At 46.7% G+C, this 22,406-nt stretch carries 18 protein-coding genes; 14 read left to right on the top strand and 4 right to left on the bottom strand.

The window, feature by feature from the left end:
* Positions 1-83: 83 nt before the first annotated feature.
* Positions 84-1,517, bottom strand: a complete 1,434-nt coding sequence (locus tag RWJ43_RS01350) for a lipopolysaccharide biosynthesis protein (RefSeq protein ID WP_314006895.1) — start codon at positions 1,515-1,517, stop codon at positions 84-86.
* 180 nt (positions 1,518-1,697) lie between these two features.
* Here RWJ43_RS01350 and RWJ43_RS01345 point away from each other — a divergent pair, with 180 nt between their 5' ends.
* From RWJ43_RS01345 to RWJ43_RS01330, 4 genes are all read left to right on the top strand, one after another.
* Positions 1,698-4,565, top strand: coding sequence for a phosphoenolpyruvate carboxylase (locus tag RWJ43_RS01345; RefSeq protein ID WP_314006892.1), 2,868 nt, complete (start codon positions 1,698-1,700; stop codon positions 4,563-4,565).
* A gap of 242 nt (positions 4,566-4,807) precedes the next feature.
* Positions 4,808-5,074, top strand: a complete 267-nt coding sequence (locus tag RWJ43_RS01340; protein ID WP_314006889.1) for a FeoA family protein — start codon at positions 4,808-4,810, stop codon at positions 5,072-5,074.
* A 69-nt stretch (positions 5,075-5,143) separates the two neighbouring features.
* Positions 5,144-5,389, top strand: a complete 246-nt coding sequence (locus RWJ43_RS01335; RefSeq protein ID WP_311409584.1) for a ferrous iron transport protein A — start codon at positions 5,144-5,146, stop codon at positions 5,387-5,389.
* Positions 5,389-8,049, top strand: coding sequence for a ferrous iron transporter B (locus RWJ43_RS01330; protein ID WP_314006880.1), 2,661 nt, complete (start codon positions 5,389-5,391; stop codon positions 8,047-8,049). The genes RWJ43_RS01335 and RWJ43_RS01330 overlap by 1 nt, the downstream gene beginning before the upstream one ends.
* Before the next feature lie 346 nt (positions 8,050-8,395).
* Here RWJ43_RS01330 and RWJ43_RS01325 read toward each other — a convergent pair whose 3' ends face one another.
* From RWJ43_RS01325 to RWJ43_RS01315, 3 genes are read right to left on the bottom strand one after another with little or no spacing between them, the layout of a single operon-like run.
* On the bottom strand, positions 8,396-9,568 hold the full coding sequence (locus tag RWJ43_RS01325; RefSeq protein ID WP_314006877.1) for a cation diffusion facilitator family transporter: 1,173 nt from the start codon (positions 9,566-9,568) through the stop codon (positions 8,396-8,398).
* A 7-nt stretch (positions 9,569-9,575) separates the two neighbouring features.
* Positions 9,576-10,091, bottom strand: a complete 516-nt coding sequence (locus RWJ43_RS01320; RefSeq protein ID WP_314006875.1) for a MarR family transcriptional regulator — start codon at positions 10,089-10,091, stop codon at positions 9,576-9,578.
* 21 nt (positions 10,092-10,112) lie between these two features.
* On the bottom strand, positions 10,113-10,667 hold the full coding sequence (locus RWJ43_RS01315; protein ID WP_314006872.1) for a glutathione peroxidase: 555 nt from the start codon (positions 10,665-10,667) through the stop codon (positions 10,113-10,115).
* Between the two features lie 399 nt (positions 10,668-11,066).
* On the opposite strand from RWJ43_RS01315, the gene RWJ43_RS01310 reads away from it, so the two are divergent.
* The 10 genes from RWJ43_RS01310 to RWJ43_RS01265 form a co-directional block, all read left to right on the top strand.
* Positions 11,067-11,369: a hypothetical protein gene (locus RWJ43_RS01310; protein ID WP_035427342.1), complete on the top strand. Its 303-nt coding sequence runs from the start codon at positions 11,067-11,069 to the stop codon at positions 11,367-11,369.
* A gap of 3 nt (positions 11,370-11,372) precedes the next feature.
* Positions 11,373-13,541: a heavy metal translocating P-type ATPase gene (locus RWJ43_RS01305; protein ID WP_314006870.1), complete on the top strand. Its 2,169-nt coding sequence runs from the start codon at positions 11,373-11,375 to the stop codon at positions 13,539-13,541.
* 323 nt (positions 13,542-13,864) lie between these two features.
* Positions 13,865-14,611, top strand: a complete 747-nt coding sequence (locus tag RWJ43_RS01300; protein WP_314006867.1) for a DUF3793 family protein — start codon at positions 13,865-13,867, stop codon at positions 14,609-14,611.
* A gap of 85 nt (positions 14,612-14,696) precedes the next feature.
* Positions 14,697-15,101: a flavodoxin domain-containing protein gene (locus tag RWJ43_RS01295; RefSeq protein ID WP_035427338.1), complete on the top strand. Its 405-nt coding sequence runs from the start codon at positions 14,697-14,699 to the stop codon at positions 15,099-15,101.
* Between the two features lie 110 nt (positions 15,102-15,211).
* A complete protein-coding gene (locus RWJ43_RS01290; RefSeq protein WP_314006866.1) occupies positions 15,212-15,604 on the top strand; it encodes a heavy metal-associated domain-containing protein in 393 nt (130 codons plus the stop codon).
* A gap of 255 nt (positions 15,605-15,859) precedes the next feature.
* On the top strand, positions 15,860-17,104 hold the full coding sequence (gene rpsA / locus RWJ43_RS01285) for a 30S ribosomal protein S1 (RefSeq protein ID WP_314006864.1): 1,245 nt from the start codon (positions 15,860-15,862) through the stop codon (positions 17,102-17,104).
* Positions 17,105-17,252: 148 nt separating this feature from the next.
* Complete coding sequence (locus tag RWJ43_RS01280) at positions 17,253-18,974, top strand: LPXTG cell wall anchor domain-containing protein (RefSeq protein ID WP_314006862.1); 1,722 nt, start codon at positions 17,253-17,255, stop codon at positions 18,972-18,974.
* 311 nt (positions 18,975-19,285) lie between these two features.
* Positions 19,286-20,932 (top strand): ABC transporter substrate-binding protein, encoded by a 1,647-nt coding sequence (locus tag RWJ43_RS01275; RefSeq protein WP_314006860.1) that lies wholly within the window; start codon positions 19,286-19,288, stop codon positions 20,930-20,932.
* Positions 20,933-21,016: 84 nt separating this feature from the next.
* Positions 21,017-21,952, top strand: coding sequence for an ABC transporter permease (locus tag RWJ43_RS01270; protein ID WP_313993579.1), 936 nt, complete (start codon positions 21,017-21,019; stop codon positions 21,950-21,952).
* On the top strand, positions 21,952-22,406 hold a 455-nt coding region (locus RWJ43_RS01265), incomplete at its 3' end, for an ABC transporter permease (RefSeq protein ID WP_396427217.1). The genes RWJ43_RS01270 and RWJ43_RS01265, both read left to right, overlap by 1 nt.

Genomic DNA, 22,406 nt, shown 5'->3' with positions numbered 1-22,406 from the left:
GGTTTCTCGCTATATGCATTAAAAACCCCTCTGTTCCAACGTATGGAGCAGAGGGGTTTTGCGTTTGAGCATCAATTGTTTTGCTAGTTTTTCATACGTGCTACGGCGTATTCGCTGATAAGCAGTAAGAAGAGGATAAGGATAGAGGAGAAGCTTCCAATAACTGCGCCGTTAAGACCCGTAAAGCTGACCATCATCCAGATAATGGGGATGGATACAGCAAATGAAATGAGGTACGCGCGCGTAACGGCTTTTTGAACTCGCATGATGGTGATGAGCTGGTATAAAAAGTCAATCGCAGCACAAAGTCCACCCGTGGCCACCATAATGCGTGCAAGTCCGCGATATTGCTCAAAATCAACGCCATATAAGAAGCCGTTAAGAGGAATGCCAATGAACTCGACAAATGCGGCGGTACCAATGGTGACTACGGCAATGGCTCCAAACATTGCAAGTACCATTACGCCAAAGCGTTTCTTATTAGCGGGATTATGAATTGAGGTTTCTAGCAAACTAGCAAGTTTGAAGAGCTGTGGTCTGTAGATGAGTGTAGAGATCATCAAAATAGTGTGAGCTGGGAAATAAAGTGCGTTGAAGTACAACTGATTGCTGTAAGAAAGTGTGCCTTCCATGGCAAACTTTGGCAGCGAGTCAATAAGGTTGTAGAGGAAAAGTGCTAAAAAGAGAGGCCAGCACTGTACAAAAATATCTTTGATGTTTGCAAGTTTGATGCGCACGCTTTTATCGGTCTCAAGAATGGCTAGGGGAGCAGAAACAAATAGCAGGGTGATAAGGGCACAAATACCCATGCTCCAGCTTGCCCATACAAGATTTCTGGTAACAAACAACACAACAGTAAAGAGAATAAAACTGGCACTACACCTAAGAGCCTGACTGAGTCCGGCTAGATAGAGTTTATCTTTTTGCTGAAGACGACCTTCGTAGACATCTGCCATGCCGTCAACTGCCCTAAAAAGCAAAGCTCCCGTGCAGATAGAAAACATGGGCTCGGTATACCCTTTAAAGAAGCACCAAATAAGACCTGCTAGTACCATGACAACAACAGTAGCTGCGCGTTGAGTCTGGTAATCAGAAAAACTACGTTGTTCAACTATGTCGGAAACTTGATACGTGCGAACACCGTATTGGGCAATAAATAACAAAAGTGTTGCCACAACAAATGCCATGGAGAAAAGTCCTGCTTGTTCAATGCCAACAAGCTGAGAGCAAACAACAGTTAAAAGCGGGAAAAGTGCACCCCAGGCACCTTGTCCAAGTGCATTGAAGAGATAATCCTGGGACGTTTGATGTGCCAAGTATTGCTCGTCTTGATTAGCAATATCGCCAGAGACTACCGCGGACAGAAGCCTGGTCCACCATGTAACCACAATGCCAGGTTGACCCCCGTTTGTGCGCGAGTCATCAAGCTCATAGCGAGGTGTGCGAAGACGCTCTACCTGCTTATGTACGGAAGAATTGTTGTACGCAGTACGACTTTTCTTGAATGGATTGAGCATGTAAAACCTAAAATCTTCTTTAACGTGGCCAGAAACTTTGATATATGAATTGTTATTTGGGATATCGATTGTAGTCCACGATGTACATTAGGTAACAGATTGACAAACAATCGTGCGAAGATTGTTACAAAAGGGTATGGTAGATAGTACGTATTCTGAGTTATGTGGGAAAGGATGAGCATGGCAGGCAATCCTCAAGATTCAAATCTAGAGTCCAGCAATGCTTCTTTTGACGAGAAACCCATCGATGGTGCAACAACTTCTGAAGTAGCTCAGTCGCTTCTTGAACGACGCGGGAATGAGATTGCTGCTGCTCGTACCCTTATTCAAGCGCTTAAAGCACCAGCTCCTCTGCGTGATAACCTTACCTTCTTTTTGCGTTTGGTAAGAAAGGTGCTTGCTGAGTACAATCCAGATCTTCTTACTAGCTTTGACACGTTGTTGGTTGAGGCAATTAAAGCTGGACCAGATGACTTGTCTACAACTCGCGCACCTTTGCTGCTTGAGGCAATCAATGCGGTACTCAAAGTAGATTCAGAGAAGGAATCGCTTAATGCTTTTCTGCGTTTTGCTTCTACCATTGACAGCCTAAGCATGGAAGACTCCGTGCTTCTCATGCGCGCATTTGTAACTTTCTTCCACTTAGCAAATCTTTGTGAAGAGAATTATCGCGTTACCAGCCTGCGCTCTCGTGAGGCTTCTGTTGATCCATCTTCTGCAGAAGATCCTATCAATGAGATAACCGTTGCATATAGACAGCTTATTGACGAGTGCGGTGAAGAAGAGGCAAAAGCACGTCTTAATCGTCTTGAGTTCCACCCCGTCTTTACCGCGCACCCAACTGAGGCTCGTCGTAAAAACGTTGAGCGCCGAATCCGTACCATCTCAGAGCTTCTTGATGAGCGTCAGAGGCTTGGTGGTCCTGCTCGTGTGGAAAACGAGCGTCGCATGCTGCAAGAGATTGACGGCCTATTCCGTACGTCTCCTATCGGTCATAAAAAGCCAACTCCTTTGGAGGAGGCAGATACTGTCCTCAACATTTTTGATACCACCCTTTTTGAGATGGTTCCTTCGGTATATCGCCGCTTTGATAACTGGGTGCTGGGAGAAAACGCTGGTTGTGTGTCGCCTGTCTGCCCACCATTTTTCCGTCCAGGTAGCTGGATTGGCTCCGACCGCGACGGTAACCCTAATGTTACCGCCCTGGTTTCTCGCCAAGTTGCCGAGAAGTACCGTGTACACGTATTGCAGGCACTGGCTCGGGCTACCAAGGAAGTCAGTCGAGGCCTGACGCTTGATGGTATTTCTACTCCAGCTTCGCCTGCGCTTGTCAATCTTTGGGCACAGCAGGTAGAAATGAGCCAGGCCCTGACCTCTAGGGCTATTGATAAGGCTGGGTCTGAGTTGCACCGTGCGGCAATGCGCGTCATTTCTGGCCGACTCAGCGCCACCATTGAGCGCAATGCCGACCTGATGTATCAAAACGCTGAAGAGTTTATTGCTGATCTGCGCGTTATTCAGGATTCACTGGCTCAAGCAGGGGCTTTCCGTATTGCCTACGGTCCTGTTCAGAAGCTTATCTGGCAAGCTCAGACCTTTGGCTTCCACTTGGTAGAGATGGAGTTCCGTCAGCACTCTTTGGTGCACAAGCGTGCGCTTGCAGATATTGAGGCACACCCCTCAACTGCCGAGAAACCCGCCAAACTTGATGCTATGACGCAGGAGGTGCTAGATACCTTCCGCTCCATTGGATCAATTCAAAAGAAGAACGGCATTAATGCTGCTCGTCGCTATATTATTTCGTTTACGCAGTCTGCTCAGGATGTTGAGAATGTCTATAAGCTTGCACGTCTTGCGTTTGCAAATGAAGAAGACGTTCCTGTACTAGACGTTATTCCACTCTTTGAGCAAATTGAAGACCTTGAGAATGCTGTTGCCACACTTGACCAGGTAATTCAGCTTCCTGAGGTGCAGGCGCGTCTTGCTCAGACAGACCGCAAGCTTGAGGTCATGCTGGGCTATTCCGATTCCTCGAAGGATGAGGGACCAACTACGGCAACGTTGGTACTTCATAAGACTCAGGCTGCTTTGGCAGAGTGGGCAGAGAAGAACTCCATTGACCTCATCTTGATGCACGGACGTGGCGGTGCAGTTGGTCGTGGCGGTGGTCCTGCAAACCGTGCTGTTCTTTCTCAGCCCAAAGGCTCAGTCAACGGTCGCTTTAAACTTACTGAGCAGGGAGAAGTTATTTTTGCTCGCTATGGTGACCCAACGCTTGCTCGCCGTCACGTAGAGTCCGTTGCTGGAGCAACACTGCTTCAGATGGCACCTTCTATTGAACAGAAGAATACCCAGACAGACGTGAAGTTTGCTTCGCTCGCTTCTGAGCTTGATAACGCGTCCAAGCAGCGTTTCTTGGAGCTCATTCACTCCGATGGCTTTGCTGAGTGGTTCTCGGTTGTTACCCCTCTGACAGAGATTGGTCTTCTCCCCATTGGTTCAAGACCTGCAAAACGTGGCCTGGGCGCCAAGTCTCTTGATGACTTGCGTGCTATTCCATGGATTTTCTCCTGGTCACAGGCTCGTATCAACCTGGCTGCTTGGTATGGACTGGGCAGTGCCTGCGAGGCAGTAGGGGATATCGAACGCCTCCGTGAGGCATATAGAGAGTGGCCGCTGTTCACTACGTTTATCGACAACATTGAGATGTCAATCTCCAAAATTGATGCTCGTATTGCAAGACTTTATCTGGCTCTGGGTGATCGCCCTGAACTTTCGGAGATGGTTCTCTCCGAGATGTCGTTGACGCGCAAGTGGGTCCTTGCTATCACCGGTAACAAGTGGCCGTTGGAGAACCGTCGCGTGCTTGGTCCTGTTATCCGCCTGCGTCTTCCATTTGTTAATATTCTCTCGGTTACGCAGGTGCATGCCCTGTCTGAGCTTCGTATAAGGGATGACATGCTTACTCCAGAGGCACGTGCAAACATTACGTATTTGATTTTGTGCACCGTGTCTGGTGTTGCCGCAGGTCTGCAGAATACGGGCTGATGTCGCACCGCTTGTCGTAAGCTTGAGCAAACAATCGTTTATGTTTACGTAAAACTAGGATTACCTGAAATAAAGTTGCAATATTTACAAGGCGAGAAACCACTGGTAGACAGAGTTTCTCGCCTTATTTTTTTACTTTAATTATTAAATGAAAGTTGAATTACCTTAACTTTTAGTTGATACTAATGAAGTAAAAGTTCGAAAGAGCAAACTTAGTTTGCCTACGTTATTTTGGGGGATGCATGGATACAGAAAAGACCTCACAGGGTCCCGCAAATTCTGGTCCAGTTCTTCCTCTTGCCATGCTTGGTGAGGGAGAGACTGCTGTAATCGTAGCGGTTAAGGGTGCTTCTGACCTTCGTCAGCACCTTTCTACACTTGGATTTGTTGAAGGTGCAGAGGTAAAAGTTATTTCACGCGTTAACGGAGACGTTATTGTCAGCGTTAAGGGCGCACGACTTGGACTGAACCGTCAGATGTCGTCGCACATCATGGTTTCTCCGCTCTAAACACTTTGTTGTATTGCGCTGCTGGTAAAACCCGCGGCTTTTAATACGTGTTTCGATGAAAGGAAGGTTATGGCAACTCTGAAAGAAGTTAAGGTGGGGGAGAGTTGCACGGTTGCTGCGCTAAAGGGTGTAGGCGCCGTGAAACGTCGCATCATGGACATGGGCCTTACTAAGGGCACTGAGGTTTACGTCAAGAAAGTAGCACCACTGGGAGACCCAATTGAGCTCACAGTTCGTGGCTACGAGCTTTCTATCCGCAAGGATGAAGCTGCAAGCATTGAAGTAGTAGACGTTCACAAGGTAGAGGAAGCCTAATGGCACAAAAGACTATTATTGGTCTTGCAGGTAACCCAAACTGCGGTAAGACCACCCTATTCAATGAGCTTACGGGCTCAAACGGCTACGTCGGCAACTGGCCAGGCGTTACCGTTGAGAAGAAGCAGGCAAATTGGCGCGTCGATAAGGACGTCACCTTTGTCGACCTTCCTGGTATTTACTCTCTGTCTCCTTATTCACCTGAGGAGCAGGTATCTCGTGACTACCTCATTAATGAGCGCCCAGACGCCATTATTGACCTTCTCGATGTTACCAACCTGGAGCGTAACCTCTATCTGACTACTCAGATTCTCGAGGCTGGTCGTCCAGTTGTCCTTGGTCTTAACATGGTTGACCTGCTCAAGGAGTCTGGTGACGTCATTGATACCAAGGAGCTTTCCAAGCAGCTTGGTGTTGAGGTTATTGAGGTTTCTGCACTTCGCAACAAGAACATTGACACTCTGGTAAAGACGGCAATTAAGGCCGGCCAGGAGGGAACTCCTGCTGAGGGTGTTAAGTGCTTTACCCCAGAGGTTGAAGAGGCTCTTGGCAAGATTGCTACTGCAATCGAGGGCCTTGCTCCTGCAACTCTGTCTCGTTGGTACTCCATTAAGGTCTTTGAGCGCGATGCAAATGCAATTGCTCCTCTTAACCTTTCTGCCGAGAAGACCGCTGAGCTTGAGAAGATCATTGCTGCAGTTGAGCAGTCTCGTGACGACGACGCTGAGTCCATCATTACTTCTGACCGTTATGAGTGGATCGCTGGCGTCATGGCAGCTTGCGTCAAGAAGGCTCCAAAGCAGCTGACCACTTCCGAGAAGATTGACCGCGTTGTTACTAACCGTATCCTCGGTCTTCCAATCTTCGTTATCATCATGGCTCTTGTGTACTTCATCTCCATCTCTACTGTTGGTACGGGAGCAACTGACTGGGTCAACGACAACCTGTTTGACAAGGGTTTCCACTTCATGGGTATCGGCGACGCCGAGTACAATGAGGCAAAAGATGAGTTTGACTCTCATCACTATGGTGACCAGATTGACGCTTATCTCAACGCAGCTGACGAGGCTGGTATTGATACCACTGAGGTTCGTGCTGCAATCGCGGCTAAACAGTGGGATTCTGACGCTATCACCAGCTTTGAGGCAGAGACTGCCAAGAAGAACGTTGTTGCTCTGAGCGCACCAGTTCATGATGAGGCTGGCAACTTCGTTGATACTGACGACAATCCTCTTAAGCTTGACGCTGACGGCAAACCAATTCTTGCTGAGGGTCAGGAACTCCAGACTCTTGGTGGCGTAACTGCCGCTGGTTTTAAGACTGCTGTTGAAGGCGCTGCTACTGAGCCAGAAGCTTCTGCGTATGGCATGTATGTCCCAGGTATTCCTGATCTTGCTCGCGGTGCTCTTGAAGGTGCTGGCGCAAGCCCCCTTGTTACTAGCCTTGTAGTTGACGGTATTATTGGCGGCGTTGGCTCTGTCCTTGGCTTTATCCCACAGATGCTTGTTCTGTTTATCATGCTGTGCTTCCTTGAGGACTGCGGTTACATGAGCCGTGTTGCCTTTGTTATGGACCGCGTGTTCCGTCGCTTTGGCCTGTCCGGCAAGTCCTTCATTCCACTTCTGATTTCTTCTGGCTGTGGTGTTCCTGGCGTTCTTTCTACTCGTACCATTGAGAACGAGAAGGACCGCCGTATGACTGCAATGCTCACCACCATGATTCCTTGCTCTGCAAAGCAGCCAATCATTGCTTTGGTTATGGGTGTTCTTATTGGTGGCTCTTCTGCTTGGTGGGTTGCTCCTGCTTTCTACTTCCTTGGCGTTGCAATGATTGTTATTTCTGCAGTCATGCTGAAGAAGACTAAGGCATTTGAGGGCGAGCCTGCACCATTTGTTATGGAGCTTCCTGATTACCACATGCCTTCTATCAAGTCTTGGGCAATGCATGTTTGGGAGCGTATCTCTGCATACATCCTTAAGGCTGGTACCATCATCTTCGCAGCGGCTATTGGTATCTGGGTTCTTTCCAACTTTGGTTGGGCAACCTGGGAGGGCGCAAACGGCGTCTTTGGTTACCTTCCAGGCATTGAGGGCGCTCCTGAGAATGTTATGGACTTCTCCCTGCTTGCAGCTGTTGGTGGTTTCATCGGCGTTATCTTTGCTCCTCTTGGATTTGCAAACTGGCAGGCAACTGCAGCTTCCATCTCTGCTCTGATCGCAAAAGAGAACCTTGTTTCTACCTTTGGTGTTCTCTACGGTCTTGGTGATGCAAGCGAGAAGTCCGTTACTAGGTGGTCTGGCTTCGCTGGTATGTTCACCGATGCTGGTGGCATTCTTCACGTTGGTGCAATGTGCGCATTTGTTGCATTCAATATGCTTGACGCACCTTGCTTCGCTGCAGTAGGTTCTATTCGTCGACAAATGAACGACTCTAAGTGGTTCTGGTTTGCTATTGGCTATCAGTGCGTATTTGCATGGATTGTTGGCCTGATGATCAATCAGTTCTGGGAGTTCTTTGTCCTTGGTTCCTTTGGTGTGTGGACTGTTATTGCCTTCATCTTCTTGGCAGCAATTCTCTTCCAGCTCTTCCGTCCTGCTCCAAAGTGGGATAAGAAGGACGACAAGATCCTTACCAACCTTACCGAGGTTGCAAAGGCATAAGCTACTACTAGCTGAGTACGCTGACCTGATCCCCCGCACCAATTCGGTGCGGGGGATTTTGTTTATGTTTATCTCGGACTTTCTTGATATAAGATAAAAATCCATAGACATGTAAACTTAGTCTAACTTTTTGTAGAGTTTACGAAATTAGATAAAAAAACTGAAAAAATTCTTGTAAGTTTCCCTCGGTTAACTTACTATGTTTTTAAGCAATTTAGTTGCTTGCTTTATTCAGGTTCCCGTAGCTCGAAGAAAGACCCTCTCCCTTTCTTGCGAGCGTAGAACACGAGCCGCTGACTCTGGGTGTCAGCGGCTCGCCCCTTTTTTAGGATGTATTTACTTGCTTTTAGTGCAAGTCTCTGTCTTCTTCATGTTCAGAAAGATCGCTTGTATCGCGGTCCAAAAGAACCGAGACGTTCATATCAGGGTAGGCTGCCTCTACTTCATGAATAATATCGTGGACAATTTGCTTACCGTCATAGCCAAACTCAATGACTGCATCAAAGGCCATAAATTGATTTTCAATGTCAGCAATAAAACCATGAACTTGAAGAACACCTTCATGAGCTAAAGCCATTTCAGTTACTTCAGTGCGCATCTTTACAATGCGATTATCGGTGGTGTTTCTCGCATAAATACCAATAGCAGCAATGATTATTTTGCCTGATGTCTGCTTGTAAATCTCTGTACTCAGACGCCTAGTCATCGTATCAATCTCAAGAGCTGAAGTGGTATCAAGAACCTCAGTGTGGAATGAGCCAACAAATTTATCTGGGCCATAGCTGTGGATAATAAGGTCGTAGACGCCTTCTGCGTCTGGATCCTCTTTCACAATGTTGTAAATAAGTGTTGAAAGAGCAGCGTCAGGACGCATGCCAATAATTTCTTTAATGGAGCCCTGTAATAACTCGATTGAGGCCTTAATAATAAAACCAGAGATTACAACACCAACATATGCTTCAAGGCTAATTTTTGTAAAGATAAAGATAAGCGCAGCTGTTAAAACAGAAGTGGAGAGTGTGGCGTCAAAAAGTGCATCTGAACCCGATGCAATAAGGGTGTCGGAGTTTACGCGATTACCTACAGAGCGAACGTAGTGGCCCAAAATAATCTTTACCAGCACAGCTACTGCAATGATGACTAAAGACAGGGGACTATAGTCTGGCGTAACAGGATCCATGATACCTTGGATGGATTTGATGAGTGAAGAAATACCTGCATACATGATGATTGCAGCAATTACTGTTGTAGTGATGTATTCAATACGTCCGTGTCCAAAGGGGTGCTCGCGATCAGCTTTTTTGTTAGATAGTTTTGTTCCCACAATGGTGATGATTGATGAAATTGCGTCGGAGAGATTGTTCACCGCATCAAGAGTAACAGCAATTGAGTTAGATAAAATGCCTACGACAGCCTTAAATACCGCAAGAGCAACATTAGCTGCAATGCCAATGGTGCTAGTGCGTACTATGGCGGTTTCACGTTCAGAAGAGGTTATAGTTACCTGTGATTGGGTCATAGTAAATCTAGCTTTCTGTAACGTTAGAGAGAACTTTTAAAAGCAATCGTTTAAGCTCAGCGCCTTCTTCGGGCAAGAGATTAACGCATGAGCCAATCTGATGTGGGACCACTTGAATTTCTCGCCTAAGGTCTTTGCCTTTTTGGGTAAGAGAAACAATCAGTTGACGTCCGTCTTTGTTTGTTTTTTGACGCAGTACAAGGCTCTTCTCCTCAAGTTTTTTTAGAAGTGGAGTCAAGGTGCCTGAATCAAGAAATAAAAGCTCACCTAAGGTCTTGACATCCAAGGATTCATGTTCCCAAAGCGCCATCATGGCAATGTATTGTGTATACGTTAAATTAAAGGGCTTAAGCAGCGGCGTATACCTTCGCACCACTTCTTTTGAGGCACTGTAGAGTGGGAAGCAGAGCTGGTTTTTGAGGAGAAGCTCGGGGATATCGGGGGAGTTGTCGAGTGTAGAAGAGCCGCTAGCAAAAGCGCTAGCGGCTGCAACGGACTGTATTTCTTTTTGAGAAAAACTCATGAGTAAATCGGTCCTCTCGCCTTACGCAAGTAGGTTTTTAATTGCAGACTCAACTTCTGCCATATCGGTGGTTGGCTCAAAGCGTGCAACAACGTTTCCCTGGCGGTCTACAAGGAATTTAGTGAAGTTCCACATGATATAAGCCTTGTCACCAAACTTCTTGTTGTTTGCCTTTGCAAATTTGTCCAGCGCAAGGGCCTTGATACCCTTACCAAAGCCTTGGAAGGGGAAAGCTGATGCAAGACGCTCAAAGAGAGGATTCGCGGTCTCTCCGTTAACGTCGCCCTTCTTGAACTGTGGAAAATCGGTGCCAAATTTCATAGTGCAGAACTGATGAATCTCTTCATCGGACTCTGGAGTCTGATCAGCAAACTGATTGCAAGGGAAGTCTAAAATCTCAAAGCCTTGATCTTTATAAGTAGCGTAAATGCGCTCAAGATCCTCATACTGTGGGGTAAAGCCGCAACCGGTTGCAGTGTTGACAATCAGAAGGACCTTTCCATCAAAAGAGGAGAGGGAAGTTACGGAGCCGCCACGCTCTTCTACGGAGAGGTCATAGATATTGGTGTTTGCCATGATGTTCCTTTCAACTAGCCACGGATTGTCCGAAGCATTGGATGGCTTTGTGTATTGGGTAGTGTACCCCGCTTGGATTAGCTTAACACAAATAAATTGTACACAATTTATTTTTCATAGTAACGTCACAGAATAGTTGTTATTTTCATTTAGTTGTTAACCTATACGAACAAATATCAATAATTTAAGTAACGCCTCAGAGCGGCATCTTCACAAAATTTATATGTATACCATGGTTAACCATGGGAAATGTTTTCGCAGGTAAATAATTACTTGTGTACAATTGTTTCATTAGGATAACCAATTAGTAATGATTTTCACTTGTTTTCTCGTCAAAAAACCCGTATCTTCAATATGTCATTAACCGATTAATTTGCAAAAAGCAGATGGGGGATTTTTATGAAACTGAACAATTGGTGTCTCGCAGCCGGTGGCGCTGCACTTGCTGGCGTTGTTGCTGGTCTTGCTTCTAACGGCACTCTTCACAAGGCAGCTGTCAAGGCAACTGCATGTGGTCTTCGCGTCACTGACCGTGTTTCCGCAGAGACTCAGAACGTCGTTGACGAGGCTAACGACGTTGTCGCAGAGGCTCGCCGTGAGTCCAAGATTGACGCTGCAGTTCGTGCTCGCCTTGCTGAGCTCGAGGAGGGTATCCGCGCTGAGGTTACCAAGCAGGTCGACGCAGAGGGCGCACAGGCATAATTCATGCGCTTTACAATTACTAATGAAATCTCAGGTCGCATTCGTGCAAAATGCGACCTGGGTCATATTGATGAGGCTGAAGCCCGTGGTATTTCCTATGAGCTGATGCGTGTTGACGGAGTTCGTCACGCTGAAGTTCACATGGCAAACGGTTCTCTCTTGCTAAGGTTTGACCCTCTCAAGAGAGATCAGGTACTTGCGGCTGTTGGCGCTTTTGATGTCTTGAACTTGCCACGAGAAGAAGAGGCAGGTCTTGAGGACTTCTGTAGCTCAATTGAGATGGCTCTTGAGAACAATCGCTTCCAGATGGAGGTTGTGACCACATTCGCACGCCGCTGGATTATACGTTTTTTGCCACTGCCTGCAGTTGCTAACTACGCTTACGTTATTCTCCGCGCCATTCCATTTGTCGTGGAAGGCGTTAAGCGCCTGTTTAAGAAAGAGCTGACCGTTGAGGTTTTGGACGCAACTGCTATCACCACTTCAATTCTAAGAAATGAGTGGGCAGATGCATCTACGGTCATGTTCTTGCTTGAGCTGTCTGCTGCTATGGAGAACCACGTGGCAAGCCGAGCACGTCTTGCACTTCGTGATGGCCTAATCACTCGTTCTGAGAACGTCTGGGCTCGTATTGACGGCAAGGACGTTATGATTGCCCTTTCTGAGGTTGAGAAGGGTATGATTTTGCACCAGCGCGCTGGTGGCGTTCTTCCTGTTGACGGCAAAGTTGTTGAAGGCATTGGCCAGATGAACGAGGCCGCCATGACAGGTGAGTCTCGCCTTGTTACCAAAGAGCCTGGCTCAACCGTTTACGCAGGCACCGCCCTTGAAGACGGTGACCTTATGGTAAGCGTCACTGCTCCTCCAGGAATGTCTCGTATCGACAATATTGTTGATATGGTTGAGCAGTCTGCTGAACTTAAGGCTGGCGCACAGTCTAAGGCAGAGCGCCTTTCTGATGCATTGGTTCCTTACAGCTTCCTCGCCTTCTTTGGTATTTGGGGCATTACCCGAAACATCACTAAGGCTATGACCGTTCTTATGGTTGACTATTCCTGCGCCATTAAGCTTTCCACTCCTGTTGCAGTGGGTAGCGCAATGGATGAGGCAGCTAAGTTTGGCATGACGGTTAAGGGCGGAAAATACCTCGAGAAGATTGCTGCGGCTGATCTTATCGTCTTTGATAAGACCGGTACGCTGACAAAGGCAGTTCCACATGTTGAGTGCATTGTCAGCTTCTGTGGTCGCACCGAGGACCAGCTTCTGCGTCTTGCTGCATGTATTGAGGAGCACTTCCCACACAGCATGGCTCGAGCAATTGTGAACGAGGCAAAGGTACGTGGCCTCAAGCACAATGACGAGTTCCACGCAGAGGTTAAGTATGTTGTTGCTCACGGTATTCGTACCAAGGTTAACGACAAAGAGGTCTGCATTGGCTCAGCTCACTTCATTTTTGATGACGAGAAGACCCCAATGCCCGAGGGAATTCAAGACGACCTTGCACAGATTGCTCCAACCTCGTCCATTATCTTTATGTCCGAGGATTCAAAACTTATTGCAGCAATTTGTATTACCGATCCCGTAAGGGAAGATGCAGCAGCAACTATTACGCAGCTCCGTGCTCTTGGTGTTAAGCGTATGGTTATGTTGACTGGCGACTCAGAAAACGTTGCAGCAAGTGTTGCTAAGAAGCTTGGTCTTGATGACTATGTGGCACAGATTCTCCCAGAGGATAAGTGCGAGTATGTTAAGAAGTTCCAGCAGGAGGGCTACACCGTTGCAATGGTAGGCGATGGTATTAACGATTCACCTGCACTAGCCGTATCTGATGTTTCACTGGCGCTTTCTGATGCAACTGATATTGCTCGTGCTGTTGCGGATATTTCAATTAAGAATGACTCGCTTGAATCTTTGGTAATCATGCGTCTTTTGGGCCAGCAGGTAATGAAGAGGATTCATGCTGACTATCGCACGATTGTTGCGCTGAACAGCTCTTTCATCGCTGCGGGTGTAGCAGGTCTTATTACTGTAAGTACTGCTGCATATATGCACAATCTTCTGACACTTATGGTAACGCTTGCAAACACAAGGTCACTGCTTACCACTGCAGCTCATAACCCTAATGTTCCTTCTGAGGTAAAGATGCTCTTGACTGAAGGACAGATTGCTTAGAACGCACTTGTGCGTCAACAAAGTATTTTTAGATCGCGTTAGAGCTCTCGTTTCTTATTCGTAAGAGGCGGGAGCTTTTTTCTGTCTTGAATTGTCAAAAAGTGAAAATATTTTGAGTTTTCTCTTGCATTTAGTTAGCTAAGGCTTACACTTTAAATAGTTAGAAGAGGTTAACTTGTTAAGGTTTTTATATAACAGGAGCTAGTTCTAACAAAATTGCTTTATCAGCCCGGAACCTTTCCCCTCTCCAAGGGTCCGGAATCCAGGCGCCGTCGGCTCCCTTTTAGTCGGCGGCGCATTTTTAAGAAGGGAGCAAGTACGGTATGGATTGTCTTACTTCTTTTGAGAATTCATCGCTCCTAGACGTTACTTCTCCCTATGCATATTCCGCTGATAAAAAGCCTGTTTTTAATGAGGGTGCGAGAGTGTATACTCCCGAGCTCTGTCACGATTTTGCTACAACATTTGTTCGCTGTGCTGCTGGTGTTATTGCTCACGTTAAGCCGGCTGCGCTCTTTTCATTTGCTTCTCATAAGTCTTGTAGCTCTTGTGTAAGCCTTGTCTGCACTGATCCAACGTTGAGGTCATTTCTATGCAACGCGACTCACGAGCTCTCACTGTTTGGGGTAACGCTTCTTGCTACCTCTGCTATTTCTGGCGGAAAGGTGACGTTTGTTGCCTATAGACCTGAGCTTGTTGAGGATATTCTCGCCAAGTCAGAGCACCGTGAGTTTTTGGCTGCCTTTGGCCATTCCACTGAGTCAGTGCAGGCGTTGATGAAGAGCATGCGTTCAAGAATTTTTGCTTTTCATGCAAGAAAAGCTGCGTTTCCGCACGAGATTGGACTGGTACTGGGCTATCCACTTGCTGATGTTCAGGGCTTTATGAATGGACAGTCTGAGCTTTTTACTGGTGCTTGGAAAGTCTATGACAACACGGAAGAAACTCGCCTGCGCCTTGAGCAGCTTAAAGATGCAGAAGACCAGTGCAAGCATCGTTTTTATCAAGGGGAATCTTTAGCGCAGATTCTCTCATCGTATGGCAATACCAAGAAATGCCAGGTTGCATAAGGGGTGCACTTGTATTTCTTGTTGAGGTATTGAAAGTAATGTGTAGTTTTCCAGGGGGGAACCTGGACACAGAAGGAGGAAGTGTATGAGTAAAGTAGCAGTTGTGTATTGGTCCATGACGGGCAATACTGAGGCAATGGCAAAAGAGCTTGCAAGTGCTGCAGACACCGAGGCTATTGAGTCTTCTGAGTTCTCTGCAGATATGTGCGATCAGTACGATGCATTTGCTTTCGGTTGCCCTGCTATGGGTGACGAGGAGCTTGATCCTGATTTTGAGGAGCTCTTCAACGATTGCGCTGGCAAGCTTGGTCAGAAGCCAACCGCTCTCTTTGGTTCTTACGACTGGGGAACCGGCGACTGGATGGAGACTTGGAAGCAGAATGCTGAAGCAGAGGGTGTCAACGTTGTTGAGACTTTTATCTGCAACCTTGAGCCAGATGACGATGCTCTTGAGGCTCTTCGCGGTCTTGGCGCAAAGCTTTCTGCTTAAGCTGTATTACGATTTTTGCTGTTGCTGAAAAACTTGGCGAGAAAAACATCATTTTTTTGAATAATCTAGAAAATGATGGGTAGTAAAACAGCAACAGAAAGGAAGTTTGTATGTCACCAATCAATATTATTGTTATTCTTGCTGTTGTAGCGCTTTGCGGTTTTGCGGTTTATCGTGTTTACGGAATTGCTGCAGGTAAAAAAGGCTGCTGCTCTGATGAAGGAACAGGTGTTACTACCTGTAACACAGAGCAGGTTTCTGCTGCAGATGGTCCAGAAGACAAAGATGAATCTCATTACCCTTATGTTCAAACATTTGAGATTGGTGGTATGACTTGCCAGAACTGCGTCAATCATGTGACTCGAGCTCTCGATAGTATTGAGGGAACATGGGCGCAGGTTACTCTAGCTGGTGGTCAGGCACGTATCCTCAGCAAAAATCCAATTGATGTCGATGCGTACCGAGCTGTCGTAGAGAAAGAAGGCTACCGTCTTCGTGCGTAAGCACAACAAGATTTTCTCGCAAGAAACAAACTTTGAAGAAATTTTGTAAAACTTGCGTAATAGCTGTGCAAAGTAGCGCTCTTTGGCTTGTTTAATCAGCCGAAGAGCGCTATCCTATTGCCCGTATGGCGTCAAGCTATGCACTGTATCTGTTGGCCCCCGAGAGCATGTAAGTTTCCGAGTAGAGAAGCCCACGTATTGGCACTCTGGCAGCAACCATGTTGACCGGGGCCCCGTTTTGGAAGGGGTCCACCTTTGAGTGAGATTCAGAACTCGTCCATCTTCTCTTTGGATGAAATTTCCGATGAGGAAATGAACAGCCTGATCGACGGCACTGTCACTGATTTTGATGAGGGAGATCTTGTCAACGGCACCGTCGTCAAGATTGAGCGCGATGAGGTCCTCGTAGACATTGGCTACAAGTCTGAGGGCGTTATTCCTGCTCGTGAGCTTTCTATTCGTAAAGACGTTAACCCTGCAGAGGTCATCTCCCTGGGTGAGGACGTCGAGGCTCTTGTTCTCCAGAAAGAGGACAAAGAGGGCCGTCTGGTTCTCTCCAAGAAGCGTGCTGAGTACGAGCGTGCTTGGAAGGCAGTTGAGGATAAGTTCAACGCTGGTGAGACCGTTGAGGGCGAGGTTATCGAGGTTGTTAAGGGCGGCCTGATTCTTGACATTGGCCTCCGTGGCTTCCTGCCTGCATCCCTTGTTGACCTCCGTCGTGTCAAGGATCTTGGTGCATTCATGGGCACTCGTATTGAGGCTCGTGTTATCGAGATGGATCGCAACCGCAACAACGTTGTTCTTTCTCGCGGGATTGTTCTTGAGGAGGCTCGTAAGGCAGATCGTCAGGACATCCTGGGCAAGCTCCAGGTTGGCATGAAGCTCAAGGGTACTGTTTCCTCCATCGTTGAGTTTGGTGCATTTGTTGACCTTGGCGGCATTGACGGCCTGGTTCACATTTCCGAGCTTTCTTGGAACCACGTTAACCACCCATCTGAGGTTGTTAAGGTTGGCCAGGAGGTTGAGGTTCAGGTTCTCGACGTTGACCTTAACCGTGAGCGTATCTCCCTTGGTCTTAAGCAGACTTCCGAGGATCCATGGCGTGTACTTGTTTCCAAGTACCCAGTTGACGCTATCATCGAGGGCACTGTCACCAAGCTTGTTACCTTCGGTGCATTTGTTGACCTTGGCAACGGCGTTGAGGGCCTTGTCCACATCTCCGAGATGGCTAAGCAGCACGTTACCGCTCCATCTCAGGTCTGCAAGGTTGGCGACGTTGTACAGGTAAAGGTCATGGAGATTGATCTTGACCGTCGTCGCATCTCCCTGTCTATGAAGGCAGCTGCAGAGACCCTTGGTATTGACATTGAGGTCACTCCACTTCCAGAGGAGGAGCGTGCAGCAGCAGAGGCAGCAGCAGCTGAGGCTGAGGCTGATCTTGAGGCTCACCTTGTTGAGTCTGAGGCTAACGCACAGGCAACCGAAGAGGCTGCAGAGTAGAGCACTTTGCGCATCTAGAGATTTGTCAAGAGACGTCATCGAAAGATGACGTCTCTTTTTATGTAAGTAACAAATATCTCCATTCCTTCAACAGGGTGTTAATGCGAAAATATAACGCTAAGTTTTTATTCTGAGGAGGAATACGCCTATGACATCAAAGATGCAGGGCCGCAGTTTTCTTGCTGTTATGTTTGCATTTTTGGCAGCTTTAATCTTTATGCCAAATATTGCATACGCTGCAAGTAATAATTCGTTTTATAACGGCACTACTACTAACGTGTCTCCTTCTGTGAGTGCGGATGGTCTTATCGAGCGTTCTGTTTACTTTACAGATGCTTCTGGCCAGACATCTAACTACGCTTATAAGGATAATGACACCACTCAGATGAACCGCTCCATTGTAGATATTGATAAGTATCAGAATCTGCAGGCAGTGGTAAAGATTACCAACATCTCTTCATCTCCAGTTTCTGTTAACGAGGTTATGCAGCTGCCACTTACTTACTATGTCAGCTCAAGCCCTAATCCTGATTTGCGTGCAACTGGATTTACCTTCTCGTCAACTAATGCAGCAACTGCAATTAACCTGAACATTAGTGGACTGAACGGCGGTTCTGGTTCTCAGCCTGCAGCTAATGCTTATGCTGCATACCAGGCAGCTGGTCAGGACAATGCTGAGATGCGTTCCATTTCTATTTCTGGTACCCTGGCTGCAGGTGAGACCATTACACTTACCGTTCCTTTGACGCTTACCAATGGTTCTACTCTTAATCTGTATGGCACCAACTATGTAGGTCTTACTCAATACCTGCTTGATCACAGAACCTCTTACGGAAACCCTCGTGTTTCAGTTAGGTTTGCAAGGCAGGTCTTGGAAGAGGGAACAAACAATTCCATTCTTAGCAGCAATAAGAAATATCTTGGCGTAATTATTAGGCCTGACGGTAGCTATTATGCTATCCCACAGGACGAGTGGAATTACATGCCAAACATTTCTGCAAGTGATATTCACGTTGATAACATCCTGTATGAAGATCGCCACAGTGCAACAGAAAATGATGCACTGTATACCGGTGGTGCTTACTACATTGATTTGACCAACATTAAGAATGCCATGAGGGACTATGGCTATTCGGTTCACACCGGAAATTCCAATAGGGGACTGTACCTGAATCTTCCTGGCTGGCAGCTGGCTGTTGATAATGATCTTGCTGACGATGTATATCAGGAGTATTCATACACTTCTCTTTCCGGCAGCAACCTTGTCATCAATGCTTCTGAGAACTCAACTGACGAGCTTGATCTTAACAACGGCGTCATCTCTCCTCTTTATACAGAGCTCAGGCAGGTAGTTACGGCACACGACAGCACTATTACCGCTAACCAGGATTCTTGGTCCATCCTTGATAACCTTGATGCAATGGTTGATCACAGTGCCGGTCAGGTTACCCCTGCTGCTGGTTCTGCTGACGCTCGCGTTAAGGTTGTTGATCAGAGTGGTACAGTTGTACTTGATACAGCAACTATGGATGCAGCAACTGTTGCTCAGAAGGCAGAAGAGATTTCTAAGACTCCTGGTGCATACTCCGTTACGTATTACTATTACTTCAACGGTAATGCTACAGCTGCAGGTAATGACTATGAGGCAGCAAAGACAGTTACCCTTACTGTTGAGTCTGATACTCCAACTCCAGCACCAACTCCAGCTCCAGAAGAGCCTTCTAACCCTGCTTCTCCTGTAAAAGAGAAGAAGACAAAGAAGAAGAAAGCACAGCTTCCAAATACGGGTGAAGAGCTTCTGGTAATGCCTCTTATGGTTATGGGTGGAGCTGCTTTGACAGCCGCAGGTCTTATGAAGCGTAAGCACTAAGACAGAGAGTTCTTCTCGTTACATGCATTTGTATTGGCAGGTATCTCTTTAGTACCTGCCAATATTTTTATGAAAAAATGGACAACTGTCCAAAAATGCTTAGTCAATTTTTATGTTTCAATATAGGTAATTCCTATATGGTTAGACAAAAAGTGCAGGTAAATAGATTTTGCTGTTATCGTCGCAATTTAATGTTTCATGTCTATTTCATCCTAGGTATATATAGGTAGATGCTGGTAATTGTTTTGTATAGTTATCTAACCCCAGCAGGGTTGTCTTATAAATCGTTTTAATAAGAAAGAAGGGTTAACATGCTGGAGAACTCACTAAGCCGTCGTAATTTTTTGAAGGCATCAGGTATGGTAGCGGCTGGTGGTGGCGCATCTATGATGCTGGCTGGCTGCAATCCTTCCTCCACTGATACTCCTCCGGCTTCTGATAAGAAGAAGATTCTTCGCTACGGCTCCGCAAATTCTAAGCAGGGCCTTGATATGCAGCGTGCAAACAACTCCCAGTCCGCATGCGTTGCAGACTCTGTTTGTGAGTCCCTGCTCCGTTGGACTGAGGATAATGAGCTTGTCACATGTCTGCTTAAAGAGATTCCAACCTTTGAGTCTGACGGTCTTACTCTTAAGTGCGAGCTCAAAGAGGGCATTAAGTTCCACGACGGTACTACTTTGACCGCAAAGGATGTTAAGTACACCTTTGAGCGTATGTTTAAGCCAGAAACTAAGGCTCTCTCCACCAGCTTCTTTGACAAGATTAAGGGTGCTCCAGAGATGCTTGCCGGTAAGGCAACTGAGCTTGAGGGCCTGACTGTTCAGGATGATACTCACTTCACCTTTACGCTTTCTGAGCCTTACATTGTCTTTGTAAGCGTTCTTGGTATCTCCTATGCTTGCATTTTCCCAGAGAAGGCTTGTGAGGCTGCTGGCGCTAATTGGGGTACTGGTACTAACCTTATTGGTACTGGTAAGTACAAGATTAAGAGCAATGATGACACTACCGAGGTTGTTCTTGAGCGCTTTGATGACTACCATGACGGTAAGCCTGCACTGGATGAGATTCGTATTCACTACTACGATGACACCAACACTCAGCTGCTTGCATTCAAGAACAACGACATTGACTTCTGCGACCTTCCATCTTCTCTGTACCAGCAGTATTCAAGCGATGCTGACGTTAAGGACCTCATTACCGCATATCAGACCCTTGGCGTTAACTTCATCAACCTCAACCTCAAAGAGGGCTTTGAGCTTACTGATCCTAAGGTTCGTCAGGCACTCTCCTTGGCAATTAACCGCCAGGAGCTTGTTGACAACATTGCTTCCGGTAACGGTACCGTTGCTAGCGGTTGGCTTGCACCAGCAACCCCTGGTTACGACAAGAACGCTCCTGCGTTTGAGTATGATCCAGAGAAGGCTAAGTCTCTTCTTGCTGAGGCTGGTGTCACTGATCTTAAGCTTTCTGCAAAGGTTAGAAAGTCTTACGAGAAGCTCCTTGTTGCTGTCCAGGAGTACTGGAGCAAGATTGGCGTTACCCTTGATGTCCAGGTAGAGGACAACGCAGTTTGGAACACCGACTGGGCTGCTGGTAACCTTCAGATTACTACCCTTGGTTGGTATCCACTGTTTGCTGACGGTGATCAGCACCTCTACACCTACTTCTACAGCACCAACGCTGCAAAGAAGTCTTCCTTCTACAACAACCCAGAGTTTGACAAGCTTCTTGTTGAGGGTCGCTCTGAGTCTAACAAGGACAAGAGAACAGAGGATTACAAGGACGCAGATAACCTGCTCACGCGTACAGACTTTGCAACACTTCCTCTGTACTGGCCAAAGAACTCTTTTGTCGCTAAGAAGTACGTCAAGAACGCTAAGGTTGGAAACTTGATTTATCACTTCTTTGATGTCGATATTGATACATCAAATTCCGATTACACCGTTCCAGAGGACTAAGTAGCAAACTTGCTATAAACTTTAAAGCGGCATCTAAGATTCTTGGATGCCGCTTCATTTTCTTGAGGGGAGAGGAGCTCAGGAGTGAGATCGTTTCTAATCAAACGAATCCTTCAAGCAGTGAGCGTTGTAGTTTGCATTTCTGCTTTAACGTTTTTTGTCTTGAACATTGTTCCAGGTGACCCAGTACGAGTCATGATGGGCGATATGGCTGATGAAGCTACGGTTCAGCAAGTCCGTCACACTATGGGCCTTGATAAGCCAATTCCAGAGCAGTACGCAAACTGGTTTGTAAAAATGCTTGGTGGAGATTTTGGAACTTCTTACACTCAGAAGCGACCTGTCATTGCACTTCTGACAAAAGCTCTGGGCGTTACGCTGCGCTTGGCAGTGTTCGCGTATCTTTTTGCCATAGTGCTTGGTCTATTGATGGGTATTCTCGCCGCGGTAAACCATGGCAAATGGCTTGATAGAACACTTATGTCAGCTGCAATCTTTGGTATTTCTGCTCCATCATTTTGGGTGGCATTAGTACTGCAGATTATTTTTGCTTTGACGCTCAAGTGGTTCCCACTCTCTGGCGTTAAAACTCCTTCCGCCTATGTTCTTCCTGTTATTGCGCTGGGCTCTCGTTACGCAGCAAGTATTGCCCGCGTTACCAGGACCAGCATGCTAGACGTATTAAACCAGGACTACATCAGAACTGCTGAAGCTAAGGGCTTAAAGCGCTCCGCTATTGTTTTGAAGCACGCGCTCAGAAATGCTCTGATTCCCATTATTACTATTGCTGGATCTCAGCTGGGAGACATCCTTACTGGTTCCATCATCATTGAGCAGATCTTTAATATGAACGGTATGGGTAAGTTGCTTATTGATGCAATTAATGCTCGTGACCTGCCGCTGATTCAGGGTAGTGTCATGTACGTGGCAATTATCTGCGTTGTGATTTATTTGCTTGTTGATATTTTGTACGCAGTAGTTGATCCACGAATTCGTCTTGGAGAGGAGGCATCAGAGTAATGGCTTTGTTTACGAGCGATAAAAATAGCGAGAAGGTCCAAAAGACCGAAGCTGTACTTGAAGATGCCGCCAAGGCTCAAGAAGCAGAACAGGCTGCCACGGGAAAGGTTCGTGCGCAGAGCTATTGGCAGGTTAGCTGGAACATCTTTAAGAAAAATAAACTGGGCATGATTTGCTTGGGCATTGTTTTGGCTCTAGTAATTATTGCAATTCTTGCTCCTGTTCTTGCTCCCTATGGTTACAAAGATCAAAACCTTTCAATTCAGAATCAGAATCCAACATTTGCGCACCTACTTGGTACTGATGAGTACGGTCGAGACATTCTTTCTCGTATTATTTACGGCTGCCAGATTTCTCTTTCTGTTGGTATTATTTCGCAGGCAATTGCCCTGTTTATCGGCTTTGTAGCAGGAGTTGCAGCAGGATATTACGGTCGCTGGGTGGATGCAGTTGT

This window comes from Lancefieldella parvula (assembly GCF_963530955.1).
Classification (GTDB): domain Bacteria; phylum Actinomycetota; class Coriobacteriia; order Coriobacteriales; family Atopobiaceae; genus Lancefieldella; species Lancefieldella parvula_A.
The sequence above is the reverse complement of the archived record's forward strand: the minus strand, read 5'-3'. Positions and strand labels throughout refer to the sequence as shown.